A 26,781-nucleotide genomic window follows, 5' to 3' on the forward strand; every position below is an offset into this window, starting at 1 on the left:
CTGTCACCCGGCCCTAAGGTCGAGGCCTGGAATCGATTGGCAGTGAGACGGCAATGGCACAGCGGGTTTGCATCATCGGCGCGGGCGTGGTTGGGCTGGCCACGGCGCAGGCGCTGGTCCTCGAAGGGTTCGACGTCACCGTGCTGGAAGCGCGGGATGCGGCCGGGCTGGAAACCAGCTTCGCCAACGGCGGCCAGTTGTCCTACCGCTACGTGGCGCCGCTGGCCGATGCGGGCGTACCGCAGCAGGCACTGGGCTGGCTGCTGCGCGGCGACTCGCCGCTGCGCCTGCGCCCGCGCCTGGACCCGGCGCAGTGGCGCTGGCTGCTGGAATTCACGGCGGCCTGCCGGAGCTCGGTGAACCAGGCCAATGCGAAACATCTGCTGCGCCTTGCGCTGTTCAGCCAGAGCACCCTGGCGCAGTGGCGCGAAGACGGGTTGGGTGGCTTCGACTGGCGGCGCAACGGCAAGCTAGTGGCCTTCCGCGACGAGGGCAGTTTCCGCAGTGCGCGGCAGAACCTGTCCGATCCTTCCGCGCAATTCGTGCTCTCGGCGCAGCAGTGCCGCGAGCTGGACCCGGCGTTGGCGCGTGCGCCCTTCGTCGGTGGCATCCATACGCCGGACGAGGAGGTCGCCGACTGCTTCCTGTTCTGCCAGCGGCTCGCCGAGCGACTTCAGGCATCGGGACGTTGCCGGCTGGTTTATGCCTGTCCGGCTTCCCGGCTGATCATTCGCAATGGCGTGGTCATTGGTGTGGAGGCGGGCGGGGAGAGCTTCGAGGCCGATCACGTGGTCCTCGCCGCCGGCTACCGCAGCGCCGCGCTGCTGCCGGGCGGCCCGCGCCTGCCGCTCTATCCGCTGAAGGGCTACAGCCTGACCGCGCCGATCCGCGCCGAGGACCTCGCGCTGGAGGTGAGCCTCACCGACTACGACCGCAAGGTGGTCTACGCGCGCATCGGCGAGCGTCTGCGCATCGCTGCCATGGTCGACATCGTCGGCTTCGACCCGCGCCTGGAGCCCAAGCGGCTGGCGCTGATCCGGCAGCAGGCGGCTGATACGCTGCCGGACGCCTGCGACTACGGCGCCGCCATCGAATGGGCCGGCATGCGTCCGGCCACGCCCACCGGCGTGCCGCTGGTGGGGGCCTGCGGTCCGCGTGGCCTGTGGCTGAATCTCGGCCACGGCGCACTGGGCTTCACCCTTGCGTGTGGCAGTGCGCAACTGATTGCCGCACAGATCGCCGGGCGTCACCCGGATATCGACACGACCGGCCTGACGCCCGCGCGGCTGGCCGGCTGATTCAATCGGATTTGGAGACTCACCATGCAACTCACACGCATCGCCACCAACGACCGCCTCTCCGGCGCTATGGTCTTCGGCTCGCTGGTATTCCTCTCCGGGCAGGTGCCCGGACAGGCCACCGACATCCAGGGCCAGACCCGCGAGGTGCTGGCGAAGATCGACGCGCTGCTGGCCGAGGCCGGCAGCGAGAAGGCGAACATCCTCAGCGCGACCATTTACCTCAAGGACATCGCCGCCGATTTCGAGGCCATGAACAGCGTCTGGTCTGCCTGGCTGCCGGAAGGCTGCGCACCGACCCGCACCACGGTGCAGGCGCTGCTGGCGCGGCCGCAGGTGCTGGTGGAAATCACGGTGATTGCCGCGCGGCCCTGACCCCCAACCCGACTCACAACAACAAGAAGGATCGCACCCATGAAACGACTCGCACTGGGAATGCTGGCGGCGTCCAGCCTGGTCTGCGCGCTGGCGCAGGCCAACGAGGCACTCGACGGCACGCTGAAGAAAGTCGCTGAGCGCGGCACGATAACCCTGGGTTATCGCGACGCCTCGGTACCGTTCTCCTACCTGGGCGACAACAGCGGGCAGCCCATGGGTTACTCGGTGGACCTGGCCGGCAAGGTGGTTGAGCGCATCAAGCAGAAGCTCGACAAGCCTGAGCTCAAGGTGAAGTACAACCCAGTGACCTCGCAGACGCGCATTCCGCTGGTGCAGAACGGCACGGTCGACCTGGAGTGTGGCTCTACCGGCGTCACCGCCGAGCGCATGAAGCAGGTCGCCTTCTCCTACGGCTTCATCTACGTGAAGGGGCAGCTGCTGACCGCCAAGGACAGCGGTATCCAGGGCTTCGCCGACCTCAAGGGCAAGAACGTGGTGACCACCGCCGGCACCACCAACGAGCGCTACCTGAAGGCCTACAACGCCGAGCACAAACTGGGCATGAACGTGGTCAGCGCCAAGGACCATGGCGAGGCCTTCCTCATGCTGCAGTCAGGCCGCGCGGTGGCCTTCTACATGGATGACGCGCTGCTCTACGGCGAGAAGGCCAAGGCCCGCGATCCGCACCAGTGGGTGGTGGTAGGCGAGCCGCAATCGCGGGAAATCTACGCCTGCATGGTGCGCAAGGACGATCCGCAGTTCCTCGCCCTGGTGAACCAGACGCTGGCCGAGCTGTATGCCTCCGGCGAGATCAAGGGTATCTACCAGCGCTGGTTCGAGCAGCCGATCCCGCCGAAGAACCTCAACCTGGAATTCCCCATGACCGCCGAGTTGCAGGCGATCATCGCCAAGCCCACCAGCGAACCGGTGCAGTAAGCCGGTTAGCGTTGCAGGCCGAGGTGGCGGATCACGGGTTGCGCCTCGGCCAGGCGCTCCCAGACGTCGTCGAGCAATTCGGCGGGGTAATAGGAGGGCAGGTGTGGCAAGTCGCGGCGCGGCACCCAGGCGACTTCGCGGATATCGAACTCGTCCCCGCCCAGGCCGCGCAGGTTGTCCAGGCTGACCCGGCCGTCCCAGGCGTCGACGCGATAGAACAGTTCCATGTGGAAGCGCCCGACCACCGGCTCGGCGAACTCGCGCACGTAGACCAGTGGGCCGACTTCCACGGCCAGCCCGGTTTCCTCCCTACATTCGCGGCGCACCGTGTCGCGGGTGGACTCATCCTTGTCCGACTCGAAGCCGCCGCCCGGCGGAATCCAGTACTCGTCGCCGGCGACTGCATGGCGCACCAGCAGGATTTCGTCGTTGCGCACCAGCAGTCCGGCGGCGCGGATACGGTGTTGCAGGGGGGAAGTCATTGCCAGTCGAGCCTCGCCAGTTTCCATTGCGCGCCGTCGCGCCACCACTCCAGCTTCACCGAATAATGCCCGGCGCTGTCGGGGATGAGGTTCTCGGCGCCGGTAAGGGCGACCTGAGCGTCGGTATGGCCGCGATTGGCGTGGGTCGGGTCGAGCCTGCTTTCGCTGCTGAGCAGGATCACCTTGACCTGCTGGTGCCGCAGGAACATCAGCGTCATGGTGCGCCTGGCCCAGTCGCGGTCGAACTCGCCGTTGGCGCGGAAGTCCCCGGCCAGCTGATCGATCACGGCCCCGCTATTCTTGGCTTCGAGGTTGTCCTGCAACTGCTTCACGGCGGCGTCCAGTTGCGCGCGTGGGTCGTCGCGATCGCAGCCGGCCAAGGCGAGCACCAGCAGAAAAAGAGAAAGAAACAACTTCCGTGGCATGGCTCACTAACTCCCTTATGGGTTTTTCGCTGGCCCGAGTATCATGCCCGACACCGTGGGGGCCGAAGACTTTCGATGGAAGTCGCGCTGCGGCAACGCGACTTTCTATAAGGTGGCGACAGGCCCTAGGATGGTTACTGGTCCGGGAGCGACCGTACGCACTGATCCAGGAGCGAGCCATGCAAACTTTGTATCCGGAAATCAAGCCTTACGCCCGCCATGAACTGGCCGTCGAAGAGCCGCACGTCATCTATGTGGACGAGAGCGGCACGCCCGACGGACTGCCGGTTCTGTTCATCCATGGCGGCCCGGGCTCCGGTTGCGATGCCATGTCGCGGCGCTTCTTCGATCCCAACATCTACCGCATCGTCACCTTCGACCAGCGCGGCTGTGGCCGCTCCACGCCTTATGCGAGCCTGGAGAACAACACCACCTGGCACCTGGTGCAGGACATCGAGCGCATCCGTGAGCACCTGGGCATCGACAAGTGGGTGCTGTTTGGCGGTTCCTGGGGCTCGACCCTCTCGCTGGCCTACGCCCAGACCCATCCCGAGCGCGTGCTGGCGCTGATCGTACGCGGCATCTTCCTCTGCCGCCCGCAGGAAATCCGCTGGTTCTACCAGGAGGGTGCGAGCCGCCTGTTCCCGGATTACTGGGAAGACTACCTGGCGCCGATTCCCGCCGACGAACATGACGACCTGTTGCATGCCTTCCATCGCCGCCTGACCGGCCCCGACCAGATCGCCCAGATGCACGCCGCGCGCGCCTGGTCCACCTGGGAAGGCCGGACCGCCACGCTGCGGCCGAACCCGGCGGTGGTGGATCGCTTCGCCGACCCGCACCGCTCGCTGTCCATCGCCCGCATCGAGAACCACTATTTCGTCAATGACGGCTTCCTCGAGCCGGACCAGCTGCTGCGCGACATGCACAAGATCGCCCACCTGCCGGGTGTGATCGTCCACGGCCGCTATGACGTGGTCTGCCCGCTCGATAACGCCTGGGCGCTGCACAAGGCCTGGCCCAACAGCGAGCTGCAGATCGTCCGCGACGCCGGCCACGTGGCCGGCGAGCCCGGCATCACCGATGCGCTGATCCGCGCCACCAATGAAATCGGCCGCCGCCTGCTGAACCTGCCGCCGGAGGCTGAATGAAGGGTTTGATCCAGCGGGTGCGCGGCGCCCGCGTCGAGGTCGACGGTGAAATCGTCGGCGCTATCGACCATGGGCTGCTGGCTCTGGTGGGGGTGGAACCCCTGGACGACGAAGACTCGGTCAACCGTTTGTTGCACAAGCTGCTTAACTATCGAGTGTTTGGCGACGATGAAGGTAAAATGAACCTTTCATTGAGCGATGTCGGCGGCGGCCTGCTGCTGGTTTCGCAGTTCACCCTGGCCGCAGACACCCGCAAGGGCCTGCGACCGAGCTTTTCCAGCGCGGCGCCTCCTGCAAGGGGCGCCGCGTTGTTCGATCTACTCGTGGAACAGGCGCGAGAGCGTCATCCGCTGGTCGCCACTGGCCGTTTTGGCGCCAACATGCAGGTCCATCTGGTCAATGACGGGCCAGTGACCTTTCTACTGGAGGCTTGAACGCGCGGCAGCTTGTCATATCGCCGTGGGATGATGGTTAGGGCTTATGCATCTAGAACAATGCGCCTCCGGGAGCCGGAAGTACCCGTGGAAAAAATCGGGGAATCATTCAGGCTCACCGGGGTCGGAATTCAATCGCCGGCAATTTGGCATCGCCTTTGCTGGCTTTAATCGTTTTGTGTTCACGGACGAGGGGGACTCGTGATTTTCCGTTCCGTTCAACAACCGCTTTCGCGCCAAATCCTTCGCGGACTGGTCGGCTCCGCCCTGTTGGCGTTGAGCGCTACCCATGCCTGGGCCTTCAATCTCGACGACGTTGGCGAACAAGCCAAGGCGCTGGCTGCTGAGAAGTACAGCGCACCGACGAGCAACCTGCCATCGGAATTCAGCGAAATGAAGTTCGCCGATTACCAGCAGATTCGCTTCCGTAACGAGAAGGCCTACTGGGCCGACGAGAAGACCCCCTTCAAGATCAGCTTCTATCACCAGGGCATGCACTTCGACACCCCGGTGAAGATCAACGAAGTCACGGCGACCGACGTCAAGGAGATCAAGTACGATCCCTCACGTTTCGATTTCGGTTCGCTGAAATTCGACGCCAATGCCACCAAGGATCTGGGCTACGCCGGCTTCCGCCTGCTGTACCCGATCAACTCGCCGGACAAGCAGGACGAGATCGCCACCTTCCTGGGCGCGAGTTACTTCCGCATCATCGGCAAGGACCAGTGGTGGGGTCTCTCCGCCCGTGGCCTGGCGCTGGATACCGCGCTGCCGTCGGGTGAAGAGTTCCCGCGCTTCCGCGAGTTCTGGATCGAGAAGCCCAAGCCCAAGGACAAGCACCTGGTGATCTTCGCGCTGCTGGACTCGCCCCGCGCGACCGGTGCGTACCGCTTCACCATACGTCCGGGCAACGATACCGTAGTCGACGTGAAGGCCCGCGTGTTCCTGCGCGACAAGGTGAGCAAGCTGGGCCTGGCGCCGCTGACCAGCATGTTTCTGTTCGGCTCCAACCAGCCGTCGCCGGAGCACAACTTCCGTCCGGAGCTGCATGACTCCACTGGCCTGCAGATCCACGCCGGCAACGACGAGTGGATCTGGCGCCCGCTGAACAACCCGAAACACCTGTCCGTCAGCGCCTACAGCGTCGAGAACCCGAAAGGCTTCGGCCTGCTGCAGCGTGGCCGCGAGTTCTCCCGCTACGAGGACCTGGACGACCGCTACGACCTGCGTCCGTCTGCCTGGATCGAGCCGCAGGGCGACTGGGGCAAGGGTACCGTCGAGCTGGTGGAGATTCCGACCCCGGATGAGACCAACGACAATATTGTCGCCTTCTGGAACCCGGAGAAGCGCCCGGAAGCCGGCGAGCCGCTGGACTTCGCCTACCGCATGCGCTGGACCAAGGACGAGGAAGCCCTGCACGACGCGAAGAACGCCTGGGTCATGCAGACCCTGCGCTCGGTCGGCGACGTCAAGCAGAAGAACCTGATCCGTCAGCCCGATGGCAGCGTGGCGCTGGTCGTCGATTTCGTCGGCCCGACCCTGAAGGCGCTGGCTGGCGATGCCCCGGTGAGCACCCAGGTGAGCACCGACGACAATGCCGAGGTGAAGGAAAACGCACTGCGCTACAACGCAGTGACCAAGGGCTGGCGTCTGACCCTGCGGATCAAGGTCAAGGATCCGAAGAAGCCGACGGAAATGCGCGCTGCGCTGGTAAACGGCGGCCAGACCATTTCCGAAACCTGGAGCTACCAGCTGCCTGCCGATGAATAACTCCACCGCTACCACCGCGCCGGTGGCCGACTATCTCGCGCACCTGCCCCTTTCGGCGCAGGAGCGTGAGCGGCTGGCCCAGGCCGGTTCCATCAGTGAGCTGCACGAGCAGCTCGCTGGCGATGTGCAGGGCGAAGACGCCGCGCTGGCTTCGGTCGGTGCGCGTCTGCGCCATGGGTATGGCCAGGACCTCGACGACGCCCAGATGCTGGGCATGGACGACAACGGCCGCACCTACCTCAAGGCTGCGCCGCCGATCCAGCGCACCAAGGTGATCCCCGAACCCTGGCGGACCAACCCGATCATGCGCGGCTGGCGCCGCCTGACAGGGCGTAGCAACCCGGCCAAGCCCGCCCGCGACCTGCCCAAGGCGCGCTGGCAGCGGGTCGGTTCGCTGCGCCGGTTCATCCTGGTCCTGCTCATGCTCGGCCAGACCACCGTCGCCACCTACTACATGAAAGGCATCCTGCCCTACCAGGGCTGGGCCTTCGTCGACCTAGAAGAGATCAACCGCCAGACCTGGCTGCAGACCCTGGAGCAGGTGGTGCCCTACGCCATCCAGTTCGGCGTGCTGACGCTCTTCGCGATTCTCTTCTGCTGGGTCTCGGCAGGTTTCTGGACCGCCCTGATGGGCTTCTGGGAGCTGCTCACCGGCCGCGACCGCTACCGCATTTCCGGCAGCAGCGCAGGCAGCGAGCCGATTGCCGCCGATGCGCGCACCGCCATCGTCATGCCGATCTGCAACGAGGACGTCCCGCGCGTCTTCGCCGGCCTGCGGGCGACCTTCGAGTCGGTGGGCGCCAGCGGCGAGCTCGATCGCTTCGACTTCTTCGTGCTCAGCGACACCAATCAGCCCGATATCGCCATGGCCGAAGAAAAGGCCTGGATCGAGCTGTGCAAGGACGCCAAGGGCTTCGGTCGCATCTTCTACCGCCGCCGCCGGCGCCGGGTTAAGCGCAAGAGCGGCAACATCGACGACTTCTGCCGTCGCTGGGGCGGCCAGTACAAGTACATGGTCGTCATGGACGCCGACAGCGTGATGAGTGGCGATTGCCTGACCAAGCTGGTGCGCCTGATGGAGGCCAACCCTGAGGCCGGCATCATCCAGACCGCGCCCAAGGCGTCGGGCATGGACACCCTCTATGCGCGCATGCAGCAGTTCGCTACTCGCGTTTACGGCCCGCTGTTCACCGCCGGTCTGCACTTCTGGCAGCTGGGCGAATCCCATTACTGGGGCCATAACGCGATCATCCGGGTGAAACCCTTCATCGAGCACTGCGCCCTGGCGCCGCTGCCGGGCAAGGGTTCCTTCGCCGGTGCGATCCTCTCCCACGACTTCGTCGAAGCCGCGCTGATGCGCCGCGCCGGCTGGGGCGTGTGGATCGCCTACGATCTGGAAGGCAGCTACGAGGAATTGCCGCCCAACCTGCTGGACGAGCTCAAGCGCGACCGCCGCTGGTGCCACGGCAACCTGATGAACTTCCGCCTGTTCCTGGTCAAGGGCATGCACCCGGTACACCGCGCGGTGTTCCTTACCGGCGTGATGTCCTACTTGTCGGCGCCGCTGTGGTTCTTCTTCCTGGTGCTGTCCACCGCCCTGCTGGCGGTGCACCAGCTGATGGAGCCGCAGTACTTCCTGGAGCCACGCCAGCTGTTCCCGATCTGGCCGCAGTGGCATCCGGAAAAGGCCATCGCCCTGTTCTCCACCACCCTGACCCTGCTGTTCCTGCCCAAGCTGCTCAGCGTCATGCTGATCTGGGCCAAGGGCGCCAAGGGCTACGGCGGCGTGATCAAGGTGACCCTGAGCATGCTCCTGGAGATGTTCTTCTCCGTGTTGCTCGCGCCGGTGCGCATGCTCTTCCACACCCGCTTCGTGCTGGCCGCGTTCCTCGGCTGGGAAGCCCAGTGGAAGTCGCCGCAACGTGACGACGACGACACCCCGTGGAGCGAGGCAATTCGTCGCCATGGCCTGCAGACCCTGCTGGGCCTGTGCTGGGCGTTGCTGGTGGCGTGGCTGAACCCGCGTTTCCTGTGGTGGCTGTCGCCCATCGTCGGTGCCCTGATGCTGTCGATCCCGGTCTCGGTGATCAGCAGCCGGGTCAAGCTGGGCCTGGCTTCGCGCGATGAGAAGCTGTTCCTCATCCCCGAGGAATACGACACCCCGCGCGAGCTGCGTGCCACCGACGAGTACACCTACCAGAACCGCTGGCAGGCGCTGAAGGACGGCTTCGTCCGCTCCGCCGTGGACCCGGTGCTGAACGCCCTGGCCTGCGCCATGGGTACTGCCCGCCATGGCCAGTCCGCCGCCATCGAATCGACCCGCGCCGCGCTGGTCGAGAAGGCGCTGGAAGCCGGCCCCGAGCAGCTCGACGGCAACCGCCGGCTGGCGCTACTGAGCGATCCGGTGGCGCTGTCGCGCCTGCACCTGGCGCTCTGGCAGGGTGAAAAGGAACAGTGGATCGGTCCCTGGCGGCAATCGCTGCAAGCCGATGCCCATGCTCCGGCCGTGCCCCTGGCTCCGGTCGCGGAACAGGGCACCATGGCGCTGCCCGCCGCGCAGTCCTGACCGCACGCCGCCCCCATCCCGTTCGGGATGGGGGCGACCTGCCGGTTTCCGCTGTTTTCCCCGCGCACCGCTGCTGGTACCCTTCGCCAGCTATCCAGAAAAGATTGAGATATCCGGCGCATGGGGTACGCTTCGCACCCTTCTGCGCAAGGCCTGCTCTTGCGCGCCCGGTTCGATCGCTGGAAAAAACAACAAGTTCTTTCACTTGCTTGGGAGTATGGGGATGAAAAAGTACCTGGCATCGCTGGTGATGGGCGTCTGCGCCCTGGTCAGCGTGAGCGCGGCTCAGGCCGGCGCCATCGATGAAGCGGCCAAGCGCGGCACCCTGCGCGTGGGCATGGACCCGACCTACATGCCGTTCGAGATGACCAACAAGCGCGGTCAGATCGTCGGCTTCGAAGTGGACCTGCTCAAGGCCATGGCCAAGTCCATGAACGTCAAGCTGGAGCTGGTTTCCACCGCCTATGACGGCATCATCCCGGCCCTGCTCACCGACAAGTTCGACATGATCGGTTCGGGCATGACCCTGACCCAGGAACGCAACCTGCGCCTGAACTTCTCCGATCCCTTTATCGTGGTCGGCCAGACCCTGCTGATCCGTCAGGAACTGCAAGGCGAGATCAAGTCCTACAAGGACCTGAACGACGCCAAGTACCGCATCACCTCGAAGATCGGCACTACCGGTGAATTCGTCGCCAAGAAGCAGCTGTCCAAGGCGCAGTACCACGGCTTCGACAACGAGCCGGAAGCGGTCATGGACGTGGTCAACGGCAAGGCCGACGCCTTCATCTACGACTCGCCGTACAACGTCGTGGCCGTCGGCAAGTTCGGCGCCGGCAAGCTGGTGCACCTGGACCAGCCGTTCACCTACGAGCCGCTGGCCTTCGGCCTGAAGAAGGGCGACTACGACTCGATCAACTTCATCAACAACTTCCTCAAGCAGATTCGTGAAGACGGCACCTACGATCGTCTGCACGACAAGTGGTTCAAGAGCACCGACTGGCTCAAGGACATGGAATAATCCACGTCTGACGCTGGTTGACCCGACGCGCAGGCCCCCGGCCTGCGCGTTCGCATTTTCACGGTAGAGATTCGTGGCTAGAACGAAACGCGCAACCTGGCCCTGGCACGGGCTGACCGGTCTGATCCTTCTGTTGATCGGCCTGGCCATCTGGTACTCCACTTCGCTGATCTCCTACGAGTGGCGCTGGAACCGCGTCCCGCAGTACTTCGCCTACCAGGCTGAAGAACCGCTGCGTGCGGACAGCATCTCGCGGGTGGAGAAGATCGAGCCGCAGGGCAGCGATGCCCGCGTCACGCTGGTGGACGAGGATGGCAAACAGCAGGTGCTGACCGTTGCGGCGGACAGCCTGCAGTTCTCCGAAAATGACGACGTCGCCGAGGGCGATGTGGTCGGCGCGACCCGCCACTGGGCGGCCGGCCCGCTCGCCTGGGGCCTGTGGACCACGCTGTGGATCTCCTTCGTTTCCGGCGCGTTCGGCCTGTTCATCGGCCTGTTCACCGGCCTTTGCCGCCTGTCGAAGAACCCGACGCTGCACGACCTCTCGACTCTCTACGTCGAGCTGGTGCGCGGTACGCCGCTGCTGGTGCAGATCTTCATCTTCTACTTCTTCATCGGCACCGTGCTGAACCTCTCCCGCGAGTTCGCGGGCGTGGCGGCGCTGGCGCTGTTCACCGGCGCCTACGTGGCCGAGATCGTCCGTGCCGGCGTGCAGTCCATCGCCCGCGGCCAGGACGAGGCGGCGCGTTCCCTGGGCCTGAATGCGGCGCAGTCGATGCGCCACGTGATCCTGCCGCAAGCCTTCAAGCGCGTGCTGCCGCCGTTGGCGGGGCAGTTCATCAGCCTGGTGAAAGACACTTCCCTGGTCTCGGTGATCGCCATCACCGAGCTGACCAAGAGCGGCCGCGAGGCAATCACCACCTCGTTTTCCACCTTCGAGATCTGGTTCTGCGTCGCCGCCCTCTACCTCGTGATCAACCTGCCGCTGTCGCATCTGGCGGGGCGCCTGGAGCGGAGGCTCGGCCAAAGTGATTGAAGTCCGTAATCTGACCAAGGTCTTCGATACCCGCGGACAAGTCGTGCGTGCTGTGGATGACGTCACCACCGGCGTGGCCAAGGGTGAAGTGGTGGTGGTGATCGGCCCGTCCGGCTCGGGCAAGTCCACCTTCCTGCGTTGCCTGAATGGCCTGGAGGAGTTCGACTCCGGCTCGGTGAGCATCGACGGCCTCGACCTCGCCAACCCGAAGACCGACGTAAACGCCTACCGCCGCGAAGTCGGCATGGTGTTCCAGCACTTCAACCTGTTCCCGCACATGACCGTGCTGGAGAACCTGTGCCTGGCGCAGAAAGTCGTGCGCAAGCGCGGCAAGGCGGAGCGCGAGGCCAAGGCCAGGGCGCTGCTGGAGAAGGTCGGCATCGGCCAGAAGGCCAACGAATACCCGTCGCGCCTTTCCGGCGGCCAGCAGCAGCGCGTGGCCATTGCCCGCGCGCTGTGCATGGACCCGAAGGTGATGCTGTTCGACGAGCCCACCTCGGCGCTCGACCCGGAAATGGTCGGCGAGGTGCTGGACGTGATGAAGACCCTGGCCGTAGAAGGCATGACCATGGTCTGCGTGACCCACGAGATGGGCTTCGCCCGCGAAGTGGCGGATCGCGTGCTGTTCTTCGATCACGGCAAGCTGCTGGAGGATGCCGCCCCGGCGGAGTTCTTCGCCCAGCCCAGGGATGCCCGCGCGCAGAGCTTCCTGCGGCAGGTGCTGTAGGATTTTGCCGTCGTGAAAGAGCCGCCTTCGGGCGGCTTTTTTTGTGTTTGTTCGGGGGCGAGGGATGGCTTTGGTAGGAGCGGACTCTGTCCGCGATGGCATTCGGCGCGATGCGGACCTTTCGCGGACGGAGTCCGCTCCTACGGTCACGGGGGCACCGGCGACAAATCGCGGGCAAAAAGAAACCGCCCCGGAGGGCGGTTTCTTCTACAGCATCACTCGCGGTTGCGGGTCAGCAGCGCGGGACGCTCGGTCTTGCGGCGCGGTTCCAGCTCTTCCAACTGCTCCGGTGTCGGGAAGCGGTCGGTGCGGACCAGGTCGCGCTTATTGATCACTACCGGCTGGCGAGTCGGCTTGGCAGCGCCGTATTCGCTAGGCTCGCGCAGCGGGGCGTCGTTCATGCGCGAAGCCGGAGCCTTGCCACCGCGCTTGCGCTGCTGGCCTGGCTTGCCCTGGCCATTGGCACCCTGGCTCTGGCCGCGACTGCCACCGCCACCGCTCGGCTTCCTGGCGGCCTTGCCCTGGCCTTGGCCCTGACCTTGCCCACGGTTCTGGCCGCCGCTGCCCTGGCTGCCGGGTTGGGCGCCCTGGCTGCGGGGACGCTGCAGGCCCTGGCCCTGATTCTGGCCTTGACCTTGACCGCCACGGCGGCGCTGGCCGCGCTGCTGGTCCTTGTCCGGGAACGGGCTGACGTAGTCGGCGCGGTTGCCGAAGTTGTCGAAGTCGTCGTCGAGGAACTCTTCCGGATCGCGGTTACCGTTGGCATCGGCCTTCGGTGCGCGCGCCGGTTTGGACTCCTGCTGACGACCTTGGCCTTGCTCCTGCTGGCGAGGCTGACGGGGCTCGCGCGGTTCGCGCGACTCACGTGGCTGAGCGTTGGCGTTCGGCTGAGCGTCGCTGCCCTGGCCGTCGCCTTTCTTCTTGCCGCGACCGCCACGACGGCGGCGTTTGCCGGCCGGCTTGTCGCCGTCGGCCGCTTCACCTTCGGCGCCGGCCGCGGCGTTCTGCTGCTCTTCGGCCTGCGGCTGTTGAGGCTTGTCCTTGTTGCGGTCCTTGCGCTCACCGCGCTTGGCCTTGTCTTTGCGCGGTTGACGCTGAGGGGCTTCCTTCGGCTCGGGCTGCTGGACTTCCGGCAGCACAGTGTCGGGGTCAAAGCCGAGCATGTCGCCGTCGGGGATGCGCTGCTTGGTCAGGCGCTCGATGGCCTTGAGCAGCTTGTCTTCGTCCGGCGCCACCAGCGAGATGGCTTCACCGGTGCGGCCGGCACGGCCGGTACGGCCGATGCGGTGAACGTAGTCTTCCTCGACGTTGGGCAGCTCGTAGTTGACCACGTGAGGCAGTTGGTCGATGTCCAGGCCGCGGGCGGCGATGTCGGTGGCGACCAGGATGCGCACTTCGTTGGCCTTGAAGTCGGCCAGGGCCTTGGTGCGCGCGTTCTGGCTCTTGTTGCCGTGGATCGCGGCAGCCGGCAGGCCGTGCTTGCTCAGGTACTCGGCGAGGCGGTTGGCACCGTGCTTGGTGCGGGTGAACACCAGCACCTGCTCCCAGGCACCCACGGTCACCAGGTGCGCCAGCAGGGCGCGCTTCTGCACCGACGGGATGCGGAACACGCGTTGTTCGATACGCTCGACGGTGGTGTTCGGCGGAGTGACCTCGATGCGCTCCGGGTTGTGCAGGAGCTTGTTGGTGAGGTCGATGATGTCTTTCGAGAAGGTTGCCGAGAACAGCAGGTTCTGGCGCTTGGCCGGCAGCTTGGCGAGGACCTTCTTCACGTCGTGGATGAAGCCCATGTCGAGCATGCGGTCGGCTTCGTCGAGGACGAGGATTTCCACGCGGGACAGGTCGACGCTGCCTTGACCGATCAGGTCGAGCAGGCGGCCCGGGCAGGCCACCAGGACGTCGACGCCCTTGGACATGGCCTGGACCTGGGGATTCATGCCGACGCCGCCGAAGATGCAGGCGCTTTTCAGCGGCAGGTCGCGGGCGTAGACCTTGAAGCTGTCGTGCACCTGGGCCGCCAGCTCGCGGGTCGGGGTCAGTACCAGGACGCGGGCCTGGCGTGGGCCATGGCGGTGTTCGCGGTCCGGGTGGCCTTCGGGGAACAGGCGTTCGAGTACCGGGAGGGCGAAGCCGCCGGTTTTACCGGTGCCGGTCTGTGCGGCAACCATGAGGTCGCGGCCTTGCAGTACGGCGGGAATGGCGCGTTCCTGGACGGGAGTGGGGCGCGCGTAGCCGGCGGCTTCAACGGCGCCAGCCAGGGCCTCGGAGAGACCGAGGGAAGTAAAGGACATGCGGGGTTCCTGTAGGCCGGCAACCTGCCGGCTCGAGGGCGCGTGATTTCAAGCTCGGGGCGAGCGCTCAGCCTTGGGCTGGAAGCACTCCGCCCACGATACGCCGGCGTTGCGCTGGCCGGGATCGTGGACGGTAAGCCCGGAGCAATGATCCTCAGCGGGGGAGCTTGAGGTTGTTCCAGAGCGCCAGGCTGGGTTCAGCCTGGTTCAGGGTGTAGAAATGCAGACCCGGTGCGCCGCCTTCCAGGAGACGTTCGCACATGTCGGTGATGACCTGCTCACCAAAGGCCTGGATGCTGGCGATGTCGTCGCCGTAGGCTTCCAGTTGCTTGCGAATCCAGCGGGGGATTTCCGCGCCACAGGCGTCGGAGAAGCGGGCCAGTTTGGTGTAGTTGGTGATCGGCATGATACCCGGTACGACCGGAATGCTGACACCCAGTTTCTCCGCACGCTCGACAAAATGGAAGTAGCTGTCGGCGTTGAAGAAGTATTGTGTGATGGCAGAGTCGGCGCCGGCTTTGACCTTGCGCACGAAATTCGCAAGATCATCCTCGAAATTGCGCGCTTGCGGGTGAACTTCCGGATAGGCGGCAACTTCGATGTGGAAGTGATCGCCGGTTTCGGCGCGGATGAATTCCACCAGTTCGTTGGCGAAACGCAGCTCGCCGCTGGCCATGCCCATGCCCGAGGGCAGGTCGCCGCGCAGGGCGACGATGCGGCGGATGCCGGCGTCCTTGTAGTGGGCCAGCAGGGCGGAGAGCTCGGCCTTGGTGTCGCCGACGCACGACAGGTGCGGGGCAGTGGGCACCTGCACGTCGCCGTCCAGTTGCAGCACGGTGGTCAGGGTGCGGTCGCGGGTGGAGCCGCCGGCACCGTAGGTGCAGGAGAAGAAGTCGGGCTTCTTCGCTGCCAGCTGGCGCGCAGTGGCCAGCAGTTTTTCATGGCCGGCTTCGGTCTTGGCGGGGAAGAACTCGAAGCTGAAACGGCGATCTTTCTGACTCATGGTCGTTCCTTCGGCGCCACATCATTGCGCGGCTGCCGGCATGTGCCGTCGACTTCAGAAGTAACGGCGATAATTGTCTATCTTCGTGCGCAGTCGCTCGGCGCTGGGCTCGTGCACATGGCCGAGGACGGCCAGGATACGCTGCGACTCCCCATGGTATTCGGCGATCTTGCTCCGCGCCCAGGTCGAGGGTGGCGGCTGCAGGTTGGTGATCCGGTCGCACAGCTTGACGATCGCATACTGCGGCGCGCCGGTCGCCAGCCTTTCGAGGTAGATATCGAATGGCAGCTTTTCGCCATTCACCACCTTGCTCAGGCGTTGGGCGCCCTCGGCGACGAACTCGCCGAAACGCGTCTGCAGTTCCTCGAAGGGCACCGGGGTGTCTTCGAGCACGTCGTGCAGCAGTGCAATCTGGACGGTCTCCGCCAGGCGCTCGATGGGCGCTTCGCGGTCGGCCGCCATCACTTCGTTGGCCACCATCGCCAGGTGGACCGCGTAGGGCAGCGTCGAGGCGGTCAGCGTCTGTCCGGCGTGCGCGCCGGCGGCGAAGATCCAGGCCTGGTTGTAGCTGTCCTGCAGGTCCATGCAAGGTTTCCAATGACGCCCAATGGCAAAGAGGGCAGACGATTGCTCGTCTGCCCTCTGGCACATCAGTAGCGGTAGGTGTCCGGCTTGAACGGGCCTTCCACGGTCACGCCGATGTACTCGGCCTGTTTCGGGGTCAGTTGGGTGACGACGCCACCGAAGCCTTTCACCATTTCCAGGGCCACTTCTTCGTCCAGTTTCTTCGGCAGGACTTCGACGGTCAGGCGCTGGGCCTTCTTCTCGGCGGAGAGGTCGGCGTACTTCTGCTCGAACAGGAAGATCTGCGCCAGTACCTGGTTGGCGAAGGAGCCGTCCATGATGCGGCTCGGGTGGCCGGTGGCGTTACCCAGGTTCACCAGACGGCCTTCGGCCAGCAGGATCAGGTAGTCGTCGTTGGCCGGATCGAAGTCACCGGCGCCGGTGCGGTGGATCTTGTGCACCTGCGGCTTGACCTCTTCCCATGCCCAGGTCTTGCGCATGAAGGCGGTGTCGATCTCGTTGTCGAAGTGACCGATGTTGCACACCACGGCGCGCTTCTTCAGCGCTTTCAGCATGCCGGCGTCACAGACGTTGACGTTGCCGGTGGTGGTGACGATCAGGTCGATCTTGCCCAGCAGGGCGGCGTCAACGCTGGCTTCGGTGCCATCGTTCAGGCCGTTCTTGTACGGGGAGACCAGCTCGAAGCCGTCCATGCAGGCCTGCATGGCGCAGATCGGGTCGATTTCGGAGACCTTAACGATCATGCCTTCCTGACGCAGCGACTGGGCGGAGCCCTTGCCCACGTCGCCGTAGCCGATCACCAGGGCCTGCTTGCCCGACAGCAGGTGGTCGGTGCCGCGCTTGATGGCGTCGTTCAGGCTGTGACGGCAGCCGTACTTGTTGTCGTTCTTGCTCTTGGTCACGGCGTCGTTGACGTTGATCGCCGGGACTTTCAGGGTGCCGGCCTTGAGCATGTCGAGCAGGCGGTGAACACCGGTGGTGGTTTCTTCGGTGACGCCGTGGATGCGCTCGAGCATCTGCGGGTATTTCTTGTGCAGGATCTCGGTCAGGTCACCGCCGTCGTCCAGCACCATGTTGGCGTCCCACGGCTGGCCATCCTTGAGGATGGTCTGCTCGATGCACCACTCGTATTCCTGCTCGGTCTCGCCTTTCCAGGCGAACACCGGGATGCCGGCGGCGGCGATGGCGGCAGCGGCCTGATCCTGGGTGGAGAAGATGTTGCAGGACGACCAGCGCACTTCGGCGCCCAGCGCAGTCAGGGTCTCGATGAGGACGCCGGTCTGGATGGTCATGTGGATGCAGCCGAGGATCTTCGCGCCTTTCAGCGGCTGGCTGGCGGCGTACTTGCGGCGCAGGCCCATCAGTGCCGGCATTTCGGATTCGGCAATGATCAGCTCACGGCGGCCCCAGGCGGCCAGGGAAATGTCGGCGACTTTGAAGTCGGTAAAACCGGCAGGCGTGACAGCGCTCATGCGTAACTCTCCATTCGTTGTCTGCGAATGGGCGCCGTTGATGCGTTTGGCGATCGGCGGATGCCGACCGTGACGCGCCCCATCCGAGCCTGACAAGCCGAAGCGAATCGACCTGCTGCAGCGCCCCTCGGACAGGTGGCGGGAACGACCGGGCAGTGCCGGCCGTTATTGAAGCCTGCGGATTATAGCCATGGCGCATGACAAGCCAAAGGCTTTTGGTCGCGATCGAGCAGTGGATCGCGGCCGGGTTCCCCGCCGCGCCCGCGCCAGGGGCCGTGAAAACCCTGGCGCGGGCGTCGTTTCGGGGATCGGTGGCGTCCGCTGGAGCGGGCGCCGATGGTCAGTTGTAGGGCGCATAAAGCGGAACGCTTTATCCGCCGCTTCTGGCTTCAGAGCCGACGGACGGCGGATAACGCTTGAGGCGTTATTCGCCCTACGGGAACGTCAAATCACGCCGCCGTCGCGCAGTTTGTCGATGGCCGCCTGGTCCAGGCCGAGCACGCCTTCGAGGATTTCCTGCGTGTGCTGGCCGAGGGTCGGCGGGGCGTTGCGGTATTCGACCGGGGTCTCGGACAGGCGGATCGGGCTGGCCACCTGCGGCACGGTCCCGGCCAGCGGGTGCGGCAGGTCCACGCGCAGCCCGCGGGCGATCACCTGCGGATCGGCGAACACCTGGGCCAGGTCGTTGATCGGCCCGCACGGCACGCTGGCCTGTTCCAGTAAGGCGATCCACTCGGCGGTGGTGCGCATCACGGTGGCCTGGCGGATCAGCGGGATCAGCACCTCGCGGTGCGCTACGCGGGCCTGGTTGGTGGCGAAACGCTCGTCGGTGGCCCATTCCGGGTGACCCGCCAGCTCGGCGAACTTGCGGAACTGGCCGTCGTTGCCGACGGTGAGGATCAGGTCGCCGTCGGCGGTGGGGAAGTCCTGGTACGGCACGATGTTCGGGTGCGCGTTGCCCAGGCGACGCGGCGGGTTGCCGGTGGTCAGGTAGTTCAGGGTCTGGTTGGCCAGACAGGCGACCTGCACGTCCAGCAGCGCCATGTCGATGTGCTGGCCGATACCGCTGACATCGCGGTGGGCGAGGGCGGCGAGGATCGCGGTGGACGAGTAGAGGCCGGTGAGGATGTCAGTCAGCGCCACGCCGACCTTCACCGGGCCGGCGCCTTCTTCGGCGTCGGAGCGCCCGGTCAGGCTCATCAGGCCGCCCAGGCCCTGGATCATGAAGTCGTAGCCGGCGCGCTTGGCGTAGGGGCCGAACTGGCCGAAGCCGGTGATCGAGCAGTAGATCAGCTTCGGGTTCAGCGCTTTCAGCGACTCGTAATCCAGGCCGTAGGCCTTCAGCCCGCCAACCTTGAAGTTCTCCAGCACGATGTCGGCCTTGGCGGCGAGTTCGCGCACCAGTCGCTGGCCCTCGGGCTGGGTGAAGTCGATGGTCAGGGATTTCTTGTTGCGGTTCGCCGACAGGTAATACGCCGCTTCGCTGGTGTCGCGGCCGTCGGCGTCCTTGAGGAACGGCGGGCCCCAGGCGCGGGTGTCGTCGCCGCTGCCGGGACGCTCGATCTTGATCACTTCCGCGCCGAGGTCGGCGAGGATCTGCCCAGCCCAGGGGCCGGCGAGAACGCGGGAGAGGTCGAGGACACGGATGTGCGAAAGGGCGCCGGACATGCAATCACCTGCAGCTTGGATAGGGGCGGGGAGGACGCGGTGCGGGGACTCCACGGTCCTCCCCGGGGCCTCTCGGGCGAGAGGTAAAGCGTGCGCTGGCCCAGGCGGGCCAGCGCGGGGTATTGCTTAGAAGAACGCCTGGATGCCAGTCTGGGCGCGGCCGAGGATCAGCGCGTGGACGTCGTGGGTACCTTCGTAGGTGTTCACCACTTCCAGGTTGACCAGGTGACGGGCAACGCCGAACTCGTCGGAGATGCCGTTGCCGCCGAGCATGTCGCGGGCCAGGCGGGCGATGTCCAGGGCCTTGCCGCAGCTGTTGCGCTTCATGATCGAGGTGATTTCGACAGCGGCGGTGCCTTCGTCCTTCATCCGGCCCAGGCGCAGGCAGCCTTGCAGGGCGAGGGTGATGTCGGTCTGCATGTCGGCCAGTTTCTTCTGGATCAGCTGGTTGGCGGCCAGCGGGCGGCCAAACTGCTTGCGGTCCAGGGTGTACTGGCGAGCGGTGTGCCAGCAGGCTTCGGCGGCACCCAGGGCACCCCAGGAGATACCGTAGCGGGCGGAGTTCAGGCAGGTGAACGGACCACGCAGGCCGCGTACGTCCGGGAAGGCGTTTTCTTCCGGGCAGAACACGTTGTTCATCACGATCTCGCCGGTGATCGAGGCGCGCAGGCCGACCTTGCCGTGGATCGCCGGGGCGGACAGGCCTTCCCAGCCTTTCTCCAGGACGAAGCCGCGGATCTGGCCTTCGTCATCCTTGGCCCAGACCACGAAGACGTCGGCGATCGGGCTGTTGGTGATCCACATCTTGGCGCCGGTCAGGCGGTAGCCGCCGTCGACTTTCTTCGCGCGGGTGATCATCGAGCCCGGGTCGGAGCCGTGGTCCGGCTCGGTCAGGCCGAAGCAGCCGATGTATTCGCCGCTGGCGAGTTTCGGCAGGTATTTCTGCTTGGTGGCTTCGTTGCCGAATTCGTTGATCGGCACCATCACCAGGGAGGACTGCACGCTCATCATCGAGCGGTAGCCGGAGTCGATGCGCTCGACTTCACGGGCGATCAGGCCGTAGCACACGTAGTTCAGGCCGCTGCCGCCGTACTGTTCGGGAATGGTCGCGCCGAGCAGGCCGGTTTCGCCCATCTCGCGGAAGATCGCCGGGTCGGTCTGCTCATGGCGGAAGGCTTCCAGCACGCGCGGGGCCAGCTTGTCCTGGGCGAATTGCTGGGCGCTGTCGCGCACCATGCGCTCTTCTTCGGTGAGTTGCTGATCCAGCAGCAGCGGATCTTCCCAGTTGAAGCTTGCTTTGGTCGCCATGGAGAACCTCGAACGCAGACAGTGAAAGACCCGCACAAGTCTAGGCGGGCTCGGTGTGGGCCATCCTAGTCAGCCGTCGGGAAGCCGGGCAACCGACTAATTCGCACGCTGTTGTGCTATTTTGTCACTCCGTAATCGCTCGGCTGCTGCTGGATTTTGCCTGCTCGCCTCTATTTCAGGCGTCTGTGGCGACTCCTGCGCATCACGATATTCCGAAGAGGCATTCGATGCGACGCAAGATCCCGACCACGGCGGCGCTGGTCGCCTTCGAGTCCGCCGCCCGCCACGAGAGCTTTACCAAGGCCGCCGACGAGCTGTCGTTGACCCAGAGCGCCATCTGCCGACAGATCGCCACGCTGGAGGAGTTCCTCGGCGTCGAGCTGTTCCGCCGTTCGCGGCGAGGGGTGAAGCTGACCGAAGCGGGGCTCAACTACAGCCGCCGTGTTGCCCAGCGCCTGGATGCCGTGGAGCGCGATACCCTGGCGGTGATGGGGCAGCAGGGCGGTGGCACGCTGGAACTGGCGGTGGTGCCGACCTTTGCGACGCAATGGCTGCTGCCACGGCTGAAGGACTTCAAGCGCCTGCATCCGGAAGTCACGGTGAACATGACCAACCGCACTCGACCCTTCCTCTTCGCCGACACCGAGTTCGATGCGGCGCTGTATTTCGGCGACGGCGTGTGGTCCGGCACGGTGGCCAACTTCCTCATGCATGAGAACCCGGTGCCGGTGTGCAGTCCCGAGTTGCTGGGTGGGCGCCGTGAGCTATCCGCTGCGCAGATCGCCGAATTGCCCTTGATGCAGCAGACCACCCGGCCCTACGCCTGGCGCCAGTGGTTCGGTTCGCTGGGCATGAGCGTGGCGCACGACATGAGCGGCACGCGCTACGAGCTGTTCTCCATGCTCGCCCAGGCGGCGATGCACGGCATGGGCGTGGCGCTGATCCCGCCGATGCTGATCCAGCACGAGCTGGCCGACGGACGGCTTATCGTGCCGATGCAACATGCCTATTTGAGCGAAAATGCCTATTACCTGATGATTCCCGAGCGCAAGGTGGAATCGGCGACCCTGGGCGCTTTCCGCGACTGGCTGGTGGATGAAGCCGCCCGCTATCGCGCCGACGCCGGGCTCGGCTGAGCCATGGCAAGGTGCCTGGCAGCGGCCGGGTCCAGACTTGCATAGCCGGCGGGGCTATCCCCGTCATCGCGCTCACGAGGCGCAACCTCCCAAGAAGGAGCTTCCATGAATTTCCACACCCGCAAGTGGGTCAAGCCTGAAGACCTCAACCCGAACGGCACCCTGTTCGGCGGCAGCCTTCTGAAATGGATCGACGAAGAAGCGGCGATCTACGCCATCATCCAGCTGGGCAACCAGCGTGTGGTGACCAAGTTCATCTCGGAGATCAACTTCGTCAGTTCCGCGCGCCAGGGCGACATCATCGAGCTGGGCATCACTGCCACCGAGTTCGGCCGCACCTCGATCACCCTGACCTGCGAAGTGCGCAACAAGATCACCCGCAAGAGCATCCTCACGGTCGACAAGATGGTCTTCGTGAACATTGGTCCCGATGGTCAACCGGCGCCCCACGGTCGCACCGAGATCAAGTACATCAAGGACCAGTTCAAGGACGACGCCATTCCCCAGCCCTGATGGCTGGCTCGCCCAGGTGATTGCCAGCGTGCCCGGAGCCAAGCCGAACCGCGGCGAAAACCTTTGCATTTGCGTCGATTGAATGTGAGCCTGTGCCCGCCCACGGCGGGCATGGGCCGACGCTGCTCCCCGCCGATCCAGCAGTACTGCATTCAGCAGAATGTTCCTGCAGAACAATGACCGGGGAGAGACCATGCACACCACCTTCGCATCCGCGCTGCGCCAACTGGCCGTGGCCACCTGCGCCAGCCTGCTGCTGGCCGGCGCCGCGCACGCCGCCGCGATCAAGGCCGACACCAAACCCGAGGCCGGCACCTTCAAGATGGGCATGCAGCCCTGGCTGGGCTATGGCCAGTGGTACGTCGCCGAGCAGGCCGGCGCCTTCAAGGCCAACGGCCTGGAGCAGGTCGAGCTGGTCAACTTCACCGAAGACAAGGACATGAACGCCGCCCTGGCCAGCGGCCAGATCGATGGCGGCAACCTCGCCACCCACACCGCCATGGCCATGGTCGCCGCCGGCCTGCCGGTGAAGATCGTCCTGCTGCTGGACCAGAGCACCAGTGCCGATGCGCTGATCGTCGACCCGTCGATCAAGACCCTGACCGACCTCAAGGGCAAGCAGGTCGCCTACGAGGAAGGCACCACCAGCGACATCCTCCTGCACAGCGCCCTGCGCAAGGCCGGCCTGACCATCGCCGACGTGCAGCCGGTGCCGATGCCCGCTGCCAACGCCGGCAGCGCGCTGATCGCCGGCCAGGTACCGGCCGCGGTGACCTACGAGCCTTACCTGTCCGCCGCCAAGCAGCAGAACCCCAAGGTCAACCTGCTGTACAAGGGCTCGGATGACCCGGGCATCATCAGCGACGTGTTCGTGGTGCGCGACGAAGTGCTGAAGGAGCGTCCCGGCCAGGTGCTGGCGCTGATCAAGAGCTGGGAAGCGGGCCTCAAGCACTACAACGAGAAGAGCGCCGAAGGCCGCGCCGCCATCGCCAAGGGCGTGGGCGCCGACGAGTCCGAGCTGACCAGCGCCTTCGACGGCGTGCACTTCTACTCGGTGAAGGAGAACCAGGCCGAACTGAAGGGCGCCTTCCAGAAAGGCTCCTTCGAGCACATCCAGAAGGCCGCCAGCGAAGCCGGCATCCTGCAGCAGCCGGTCACTCCGGCGCAGGCCATCGACGCGCGTTTCGTCGAGGCGCTCTGATTCTTTGAAGTCCTGATACACCGCGCGCCGGCCCCGAGCCGGCGCGCGTCTTTCTCCGTTCGACGAGCCCGACATGAAAGCCCGTAAATCCAACCCGCTGTTCACCATCGGCAAGCCGATCGCGCAGCGCCATTTCCTGCTCATCGGCGGCGCCGTGTTCGTCCTGCTGGCGCTGCTCTGGTGGCTGGCCGGCGCCAGCGGCGCGGTGCCGAAGATCTTCCTGCCGGCGCCCGGTGACGTCTGGGCACGCATGCTCAAGCTGGCCGCCGATGGCACGCTGTGGTCGGACCTGAAGGTCAGCGTGTACCGCATCGCCGTGGCCTTCCTGGTGTCCTCGGTGATGTCCATCGTCATCGGCGTCTTCGCCGGCTGCTACGGCTTCTGGAAAGCCGCCACCGAACCGCTGGTGGACTTCGTGCGCTACATGCCGGTGGTCGCGTTCGTCCCGTTGACCATCCTCTGGGCCGGCACCAGCGACTTCCAGAAATTCCTCATCATCTGGATCGGTACCTTCTTCCAGCAGGTGCTGATGGTGATGGACGCGATCAAGCGCGTGCCGGCGGACTTCGTCGGCCTCGGTCGCACGCTGGGGATGCCGGATCGCCGCATCCTCCTGAAGATCGTCCTGCCCAGCGCATTGCCAGGTATCTGGGACGCCCTGCGGATCAGCCTCGGCTGGGCCTGGACCTGGCTGGTGCTGGCCGAGCTGGTGGCCGCGACCTCCGGCCTGGGCTACCGCATCACCGTGTCCCAGCGCTTCTTCCAGACCGACACCATCATCGGCTACATCCTCCTGCTCGGCTTCCTCGGCCTGATCACCGACCAGGCCATGCGCGCCGGCGAGAAGGTCCTGTTCCGCTACAACCGGAGGCGCAACTGATGGCGACTTTGGAAATCTCCGGCCTGAACAAGAGTTTCGCGGTCGGCAAGGAGCGCCGCGAGGTGCTGCGCAACATTGACCTGACGCTGGCGGACAACGAGTTCGTGTCCATCGTCGGCACCTCCGGCTGCGGCAAGAGCACGCTGCTGTCCATCGCTGCCGGCCTGGAGGAGTTCGACAGCGGCAGCGTGAAGGTCGACGGCGTGCCGATCACCGGGCCGGGCCTGGACCGTGGCGTGGTGTTCCAGTCCTACACCCTGCTGCCCTGGCTCACCGCGCGGCAGAACGTCGAGTTCGCCCTCAAGGCCGCCGGCCTGTCCCGCGCGCAGTGCCGCGAGGTCGCCGACGAGCACCTGGAGCTGGTGAAACTGACGAAGTTCGCCGAGGCCTACCCGAACGAGTTGTCCGGCGGCATGAAGCAGCGCGTGGCGATCGCCCGGGCGCTGTCCTACCGGCCGAAGATCCTGCTGATGGACGAGCCCTTCGGCGCGCTGGATGCGATGACCCGCCACCAGATGCAGGAGCTGCTCACGCGCATCTGGGAAACCCACCGGCTGACGGTGATGTTCGTCACCCACGACGTGGAAGAGGCGGTCTACCTGTCCGACCGCATCGTGGTGATGGGGCTCGGGCCGGGGCGGATCAAGACCACCTTCGACGTGAAACTCGGCCGCCCGCGCCACGAGGACATGGCTGCCAGCGCCGAGTTCATCGACCTGCAGCGCCAGGTGCTGCGCTCGATCCGCGAGGAAGAGCAGGGCGTCTCCGCCCTCTGAGGGCCCTGGTTTACCAGCGGCCGGAGGCCCCGCCGCCGCCGCTGGAACCACCGCCGCCACGGAAGCCTCCACCGCCGCCGCCACCTCCACGCCCGCCGCGGCCGATCGAGCTGATGATCGTCATGAGCAGTTGCAGCACGCCCATGGTCAGCCACATCGGCGGCAGGAAGAAGATGTACAGCACCAGCGGGATCGAGAAGGCACCAATCATCTGTTGTTGCAGCGCCGCGGGATTGGCTTCGCTGACCAGCAGCACGCCGGCGGCGATGCCGCCCACCAGCACACTGCACAACAGGTAGCGGCCCATGCTGCGCTGGCGCATCCAGGACACCGGCAGCAGCATGCCCAGCAGCGGCACGCCGACCAGCAGGCCAAGCAGCGCTGCCAGGCGGGTAGGTGGGATTTCCTCGGCGGCCGTCGCGTTGCGGTTCGAGTAGGCGTCGCTGTAGTTTTCCGCCGGACCGGTATGTGGCAATTCGTCTTCGCTGCCGTCCGGCGTGGTTGCGGCGGAGGGCGGCTCGATCAGCGCGATCAGACTGTCGACGCCGGCCTGGATGCCGCCAGCGAAGTCGCCTTTCTGAAAGAAGGGCACTATCTGTTCGCGGATGATCCGGCCGGCCTGCACGTCGGTGATGGTGCCTTCCAGCCCGTAGCCGACTTCGATTCGCAGGGTGCGGTCGTTCTTGGCGACCACCAGCAGCACACCGTCGTCTACGCCCTTGCGGCCCAGCTTCCATTGCTCGAAAGCGCGCACCGCGTAGTCCTCGATGCTGTCTTCGCCGATGGTGGGGACCAGCAGTACGGCGATTTGCGCGCCCTTGCGTTGCTCCAGGCCGGCGAGCTGGCTTTCCAGCTGCGCGCGCTGCCCGGCATCGAGGGTCTGGGTGAGATCGGTGACGCGGGCGCTGAGCGGCGGAATGGCGACCGGCGCCGCCTGCAGTACGACCGCCCAGCACAGCAGCAGGGCGGCCAGCAGCCAGCGCGGCAGGGTCATTGTGCGGGCTGCGCCGGCGCGTTGCCGAAGTCCACTTTGGGCGCGGTGGAGATGGCGGCTTCGTTTTCGACGCTGAAGTTGGCCTTGGGCTTGTAGCCGAAGATTTTCGCGGTGATCACCTGCGGGAACTGGCGAATCATCACGTTGTACTCCTGCACGGCTTTCACATAGCGGCCACGGGCGACAGTGATGCGGTTCTCGGTGCCTTCGAGCTGGGTCAGCAGGTCCTTGAACAGACCGTCAGCCTTGAGCTGCGGGTAGTTTTCCGAGACCACCAGCAGGCGTGATAGCGCCGAGCTGAGCTGGCCCTGGGCCTGCTGGAAGCGCTTGACGGCTTCCGGGTCGTCGAGCTGGTCGGCATTCAGGGTGGTGCTGCCGACCTTGGCGCGGGCCTCGGTTACCTGGGTCAGCACGCTGGCTTCATGGGCGGCGTAGCCCTTCACGGTGCTGACCAGGTTGGGGATCAGGTCGGCGCGGCGCTGGTACTGGTTGAGCACTTCCGACCAGGCGGCCTTCACCCCTTCGTCGCCGGATTGCATGGCGTTGTAGCCGCAGCCGGAGAGCAGGGTGACGAGGATGTAAGCGGTCAGGAACTTGATCAGGCGTGGCATGGCAGAGGCTCGTGCTGGCGAAAAGGCCCAGTCTAGGCCAGTTATGGCTGAGGAGGCAGGTGGAAATGTCCGAAACAGCCAGCGCTTGCCCGGCATGGGGTGGCTCAGGGTAGAATTGC

At 65.4% G+C, this 26,781-nt stretch carries 25 protein-coding genes and 1 riboswitch; of the genes, 15 read left to right on the forward strand and 10 right to left on the reverse strand.

What is annotated here, in order from left to right; all coding sequences use genetic code 11:
* Positions 1-53: 53 nt before the first annotated feature.
* Genes G4G71_RS05240 through G4G71_RS05250 form a run of 3 tightly spaced genes read left to right on the forward strand, consistent with a single transcriptional unit; the run spans position 54 to position 2,612 of the window.
* Entirely contained in the window at positions 54-1,298 is a 1,245-nt protein-coding gene (locus tag G4G71_RS05240; protein ID WP_169935876.1) for a D-amino acid dehydrogenase, read from the forward strand.
* Positions 1,299-1,322: 24 nt separating this feature from the next.
* The gene (locus G4G71_RS05245; RefSeq protein WP_169935878.1) at positions 1,323-1,673 is read left to right on the forward strand and encodes a RidA family protein; all 351 of its coding nucleotides are present in this window, start codon (positions 1,323-1,325) and stop codon (positions 1,671-1,673) included.
* Positions 1,674-1,712: 39 nt separating this feature from the next.
* Positions 1,713-2,612 carry a transporter substrate-binding domain-containing protein gene (locus G4G71_RS05250; RefSeq protein WP_169935879.1) on the forward strand — a complete coding sequence of 300 codons (900 nt, stop codon included), beginning with the start codon at positions 1,713-1,715 and terminating at the stop codon, positions 2,610-2,612.
* A 5-nt stretch (positions 2,613-2,617) separates the two neighbouring features.
* Here the strand turns inward: G4G71_RS05250 and G4G71_RS05255 are convergent, their stop codons facing one another.
* Positions 2,618-3,094: an NUDIX domain-containing protein gene (locus G4G71_RS05255; RefSeq protein WP_169935881.1), complete on the reverse strand. Its 477-nt coding sequence runs from the start codon at positions 3,092-3,094 to the stop codon at positions 2,618-2,620.
* Positions 3,091-3,519, reverse strand: coding sequence for a hypothetical protein (locus G4G71_RS05260; RefSeq protein WP_169935883.1), 429 nt, complete (start codon positions 3,517-3,519; stop codon positions 3,091-3,093). The genes G4G71_RS05255 and G4G71_RS05260 overlap by 4 nt, the downstream gene beginning before the upstream one ends.
* A gap of 179 nt (positions 3,520-3,698) precedes the next feature.
* Here G4G71_RS05260 and pip point away from each other — a divergent pair, with 179 nt between their 5' ends.
* From pip to G4G71_RS05295, 7 genes are all read left to right on the forward strand, one after another.
* Positions 3,699-4,670 (forward strand): prolyl aminopeptidase, encoded by a 972-nt coding sequence (gene pip / locus G4G71_RS05265; protein WP_054910850.1) that lies wholly within the window; start codon positions 3,699-3,701, stop codon positions 4,668-4,670.
* Positions 4,667-5,104 (forward strand): D-aminoacyl-tRNA deacylase, encoded by a 438-nt coding sequence (gene dtd / locus G4G71_RS05270; RefSeq protein ID WP_169935885.1) that lies wholly within the window; start codon positions 4,667-4,669, stop codon positions 5,102-5,104. Before pip ends, dtd begins: the two co-directional genes overlap by 4 nt.
* A 201-nt stretch (positions 5,105-5,305) precedes the next feature.
* Entirely contained in the window at positions 5,306-6,874 is a 1,569-nt protein-coding gene (locus tag G4G71_RS05275) for a glucan biosynthesis protein G (protein ID WP_082450897.1), read from the forward strand.
* The gene (gene mdoH / locus G4G71_RS05280) at positions 6,867-9,440 is read left to right on the forward strand and encodes a glucans biosynthesis glucosyltransferase MdoH (RefSeq protein ID WP_169935886.1); all 2,574 of its coding nucleotides are present in this window, start codon (positions 6,867-6,869) and stop codon (positions 9,438-9,440) included. Before G4G71_RS05275 ends, mdoH begins: the two co-directional genes overlap by 8 nt.
* Before the next feature lie 223 nt (positions 9,441-9,663).
* Positions 9,664-10,461, forward strand: coding sequence for a transporter substrate-binding domain-containing protein (locus G4G71_RS05285; RefSeq protein WP_054910848.1), 798 nt, complete (start codon positions 9,664-9,666; stop codon positions 10,459-10,461).
* Positions 10,462-10,534: 73 nt separating this feature from the next.
* Entirely contained in the window at positions 10,535-11,497 is a 963-nt protein-coding gene (locus tag G4G71_RS05290; protein WP_169935888.1) for an amino acid ABC transporter permease, read from the forward strand.
* The gene (locus G4G71_RS05295) at positions 11,490-12,224 is read left to right on the forward strand and encodes an amino acid ABC transporter ATP-binding protein (protein ID WP_169935890.1); all 735 of its coding nucleotides are present in this window, start codon (positions 11,490-11,492) and stop codon (positions 12,222-12,224) included. Before G4G71_RS05290 ends, G4G71_RS05295 begins: the two co-directional genes overlap by 8 nt.
* A 215-nt stretch (positions 12,225-12,439) precedes the next feature.
* Here G4G71_RS05295 and G4G71_RS05300 read toward each other — a convergent pair whose 3' ends face one another.
* From G4G71_RS05300 to G4G71_RS05325, 6 genes are all read right to left on the reverse strand, one after another.
* Positions 12,440-14,515, reverse strand: coding sequence for an RNA helicase RhlE2 (locus tag G4G71_RS05300; RefSeq protein WP_169935892.1), 2,076 nt, complete (start codon positions 14,513-14,515; stop codon positions 12,440-12,442).
* Between the two features lie 154 nt (positions 14,516-14,669).
* Positions 14,670-15,518, reverse strand: coding sequence for a methylenetetrahydrofolate reductase [NAD(P)H] (gene metF, locus G4G71_RS05305; RefSeq protein ID WP_024764178.1), 849 nt, complete (start codon positions 15,516-15,518; stop codon positions 14,670-14,672).
* Between the two features lie 54 nt (positions 15,519-15,572).
* On the reverse strand, positions 15,573-16,103 hold the full coding sequence (locus tag G4G71_RS05310) for an HD domain-containing protein (RefSeq protein ID WP_169935894.1): 531 nt from the start codon (positions 16,101-16,103) through the stop codon (positions 15,573-15,575).
* A gap of 65 nt (positions 16,104-16,168) precedes the next feature.
* Positions 16,169-17,575 (reverse strand): adenosylhomocysteinase, encoded by a 1,407-nt coding sequence (ahcY, locus tag G4G71_RS05315; RefSeq protein WP_045215888.1) that lies wholly within the window; start codon positions 17,573-17,575, stop codon positions 16,169-16,171.
* Between the two features lie 22 nt (positions 17,576-17,597).
* Positions 17,598-17,710: riboswitch (S-adenosyl-L-homocysteine riboswitch) on the reverse strand.
* 309 nt (positions 17,711-18,019) lie between these two features.
* Entirely contained in the window at positions 18,020-19,243 is a 1,224-nt protein-coding gene (locus tag G4G71_RS05320; RefSeq protein ID WP_169935896.1) for a CaiB/BaiF CoA transferase family protein, read from the reverse strand.
* Positions 19,244-19,369: 126 nt separating this feature from the next.
* A complete protein-coding gene (locus tag G4G71_RS05325) occupies positions 19,370-20,551 on the reverse strand; it encodes an acyl-CoA dehydrogenase (RefSeq protein WP_038803335.1) in 1,182 nt (393 codons plus the stop codon).
* 227 nt (positions 20,552-20,778) lie between these two features.
* On the opposite strand from G4G71_RS05325, the gene gcvA reads away from it, so the two are divergent.
* The 5 genes from gcvA (at position 20,779) to G4G71_RS05350 (ending at position 25,057) form a co-directional block, all read left to right on the forward strand.
* Complete coding sequence (gcvA, locus tag G4G71_RS05330) at positions 20,779-21,687, forward strand: transcriptional regulator GcvA (RefSeq protein WP_169935898.1); 909 nt, start codon at positions 20,779-20,781, stop codon at positions 21,685-21,687.
* A gap of 105 nt (positions 21,688-21,792) precedes the next feature.
* The gene (locus tag G4G71_RS05335) at positions 21,793-22,200 is read left to right on the forward strand and encodes an acyl-CoA thioesterase (protein ID WP_169935900.1); all 408 of its coding nucleotides are present in this window, start codon (positions 21,793-21,795) and stop codon (positions 22,198-22,200) included.
* Positions 22,201-22,393: 193 nt separating this feature from the next.
* Entirely contained in the window at positions 22,394-23,401 is a 1,008-nt protein-coding gene (locus tag G4G71_RS05340) for an ABC transporter substrate-binding protein (protein ID WP_169935902.1), read from the forward strand.
* Positions 23,402-23,474: 73 nt separating this feature from the next.
* Positions 23,475-24,281 carry an ABC transporter permease gene (locus G4G71_RS05345; RefSeq protein WP_024764172.1) on the forward strand — a complete coding sequence of 269 codons (807 nt, stop codon included), beginning with the start codon at positions 23,475-23,477 and terminating at the stop codon, positions 24,279-24,281.
* A complete protein-coding gene (locus G4G71_RS05350) occupies positions 24,281-25,057 on the forward strand; it encodes an ABC transporter ATP-binding protein (protein ID WP_169935904.1) in 777 nt (258 codons plus the stop codon). Before G4G71_RS05345 ends, G4G71_RS05350 begins: the two co-directional genes overlap by 1 nt.
* A 10-nt stretch (positions 25,058-25,067) precedes the next feature.
* On the opposite strand, the gene G4G71_RS05355 is transcribed toward G4G71_RS05350, so the two are convergent.
* Both G4G71_RS05355 and G4G71_RS05360 read right to left on the reverse strand, forming a co-directional pair.
* Complete coding sequence (locus G4G71_RS05355) at positions 25,068-26,051, reverse strand: TPM domain-containing protein (RefSeq protein ID WP_169935906.1); 984 nt, start codon at positions 26,049-26,051, stop codon at positions 25,068-25,070.
* Positions 26,048-26,662 carry a LemA family protein gene (locus G4G71_RS05360; RefSeq protein ID WP_037011389.1) on the reverse strand — a complete coding sequence of 205 codons (615 nt, stop codon included), beginning with the start codon at positions 26,660-26,662 and terminating at the stop codon, positions 26,048-26,050. Before G4G71_RS05360 ends, G4G71_RS05355 begins: the two co-directional genes overlap by 4 nt.
* Positions 26,663-26,781 lie beyond the last annotated feature (119 nt).

The sequence above is a fragment of the Pseudomonas multiresinivorans genome, assembly GCF_012971725.1.
In the GTDB taxonomy this organism is placed as follows: Bacteria; Pseudomonadota; Gammaproteobacteria; order Pseudomonadales; family Pseudomonadaceae; genus Pseudomonas; species Pseudomonas multiresinivorans.

Coding starts and splice junctions, on each gene's coding strand:
- G4G71_RS05240 (WP_169935876.1), top strand. CDS start 54: ATGGCACAGCGGGTTTGCATCATCGGCGCGGGCGTGGTTGGGCTGGCC.
- G4G71_RS05245 (WP_169935878.1), top strand. CDS start 1,323: ATGCAACTCACACGCATCGCCACCAACGACCGCCTCTCCGGCGCTATG.
- G4G71_RS05250 (WP_169935879.1), top strand. CDS start 1,713: ATGAAACGACTCGCACTGGGAATGCTGGCGGCGTCCAGCCTGGTCTGC.
- G4G71_RS05255 (WP_169935881.1), bottom strand. CDS start 3,094: ATGACTTCCCCCCTGCAACACCGTATCCGCGCCGCCGGACTGCTGGTG.
- G4G71_RS05260 (WP_169935883.1), bottom strand. CDS start 3,519: ATGCCACGGAAGTTGTTTCTTTCTCTTTTTCTGCTGGTGCTCGCCTTG.
- pip (WP_054910850.1), top strand. CDS start 3,699: ATGCAAACTTTGTATCCGGAAATCAAGCCTTACGCCCGCCATGAACTG.
- dtd (WP_169935885.1), top strand. CDS start 4,667: ATGAAGGGTTTGATCCAGCGGGTGCGCGGCGCCCGCGTCGAGGTCGAC.
- mdoH (WP_169935886.1), top strand. CDS start 6,867: ATGAATAACTCCACCGCTACCACCGCGCCGGTGGCCGACTATCTCGCG.
- G4G71_RS05285 (WP_054910848.1), top strand. CDS start 9,664: ATGAAAAAGTACCTGGCATCGCTGGTGATGGGCGTCTGCGCCCTGGTC.
- G4G71_RS05300 (WP_169935892.1), bottom strand. CDS start 14,515: ATGTCCTTTACTTCCCTCGGTCTCTCCGAGGCCCTGGCTGGCGCCGTT.
- metF (WP_024764178.1), bottom strand. CDS start 15,518: ATGAGTCAGAAAGATCGCCGTTTCAGCTTCGAGTTCTTCCCCGCCAAG.
- G4G71_RS05310 (WP_169935894.1), bottom strand. CDS start 16,103: ATGGACCTGCAGGACAGCTACAACCAGGCCTGGATCTTCGCCGCCGGC.
- ahcY (WP_045215888.1), bottom strand. CDS start 17,575: ATGAGCGCTGTCACGCCTGCCGGTTTTACCGACTTCAAAGTCGCCGAC.
- G4G71_RS05320 (WP_169935896.1), bottom strand. CDS start 19,243: ATGTCCGGCGCCCTTTCGCACATCCGTGTCCTCGACCTCTCCCGCGTT.
- G4G71_RS05325 (WP_038803335.1), bottom strand. CDS start 20,551: ATGGCGACCAAAGCAAGCTTCAACTGGGAAGATCCGCTGCTGCTGGAT.
- gcvA (WP_169935898.1), top strand. CDS start 20,779: ATGCGACGCAAGATCCCGACCACGGCGGCGCTGGTCGCCTTCGAGTCC.
- G4G71_RS05335 (WP_169935900.1), top strand. CDS start 21,793: ATGAATTTCCACACCCGCAAGTGGGTCAAGCCTGAAGACCTCAACCCG.
- G4G71_RS05340 (WP_169935902.1), top strand. CDS start 22,394: ATGCACACCACCTTCGCATCCGCGCTGCGCCAACTGGCCGTGGCCACC.
- G4G71_RS05345 (WP_024764172.1), top strand. CDS start 23,475: ATGAAAGCCCGTAAATCCAACCCGCTGTTCACCATCGGCAAGCCGATC.
- G4G71_RS05350 (WP_169935904.1), top strand. CDS start 24,281: ATGGCGACTTTGGAAATCTCCGGCCTGAACAAGAGTTTCGCGGTCGGC.
- G4G71_RS05355 (WP_169935906.1), bottom strand. CDS start 26,051: ATGACCCTGCCGCGCTGGCTGCTGGCCGCCCTGCTGCTGTGCTGGGCG.
- G4G71_RS05360 (WP_037011389.1), bottom strand. CDS start 26,662: ATGCCACGCCTGATCAAGTTCCTGACCGCTTACATCCTCGTCACCCTG.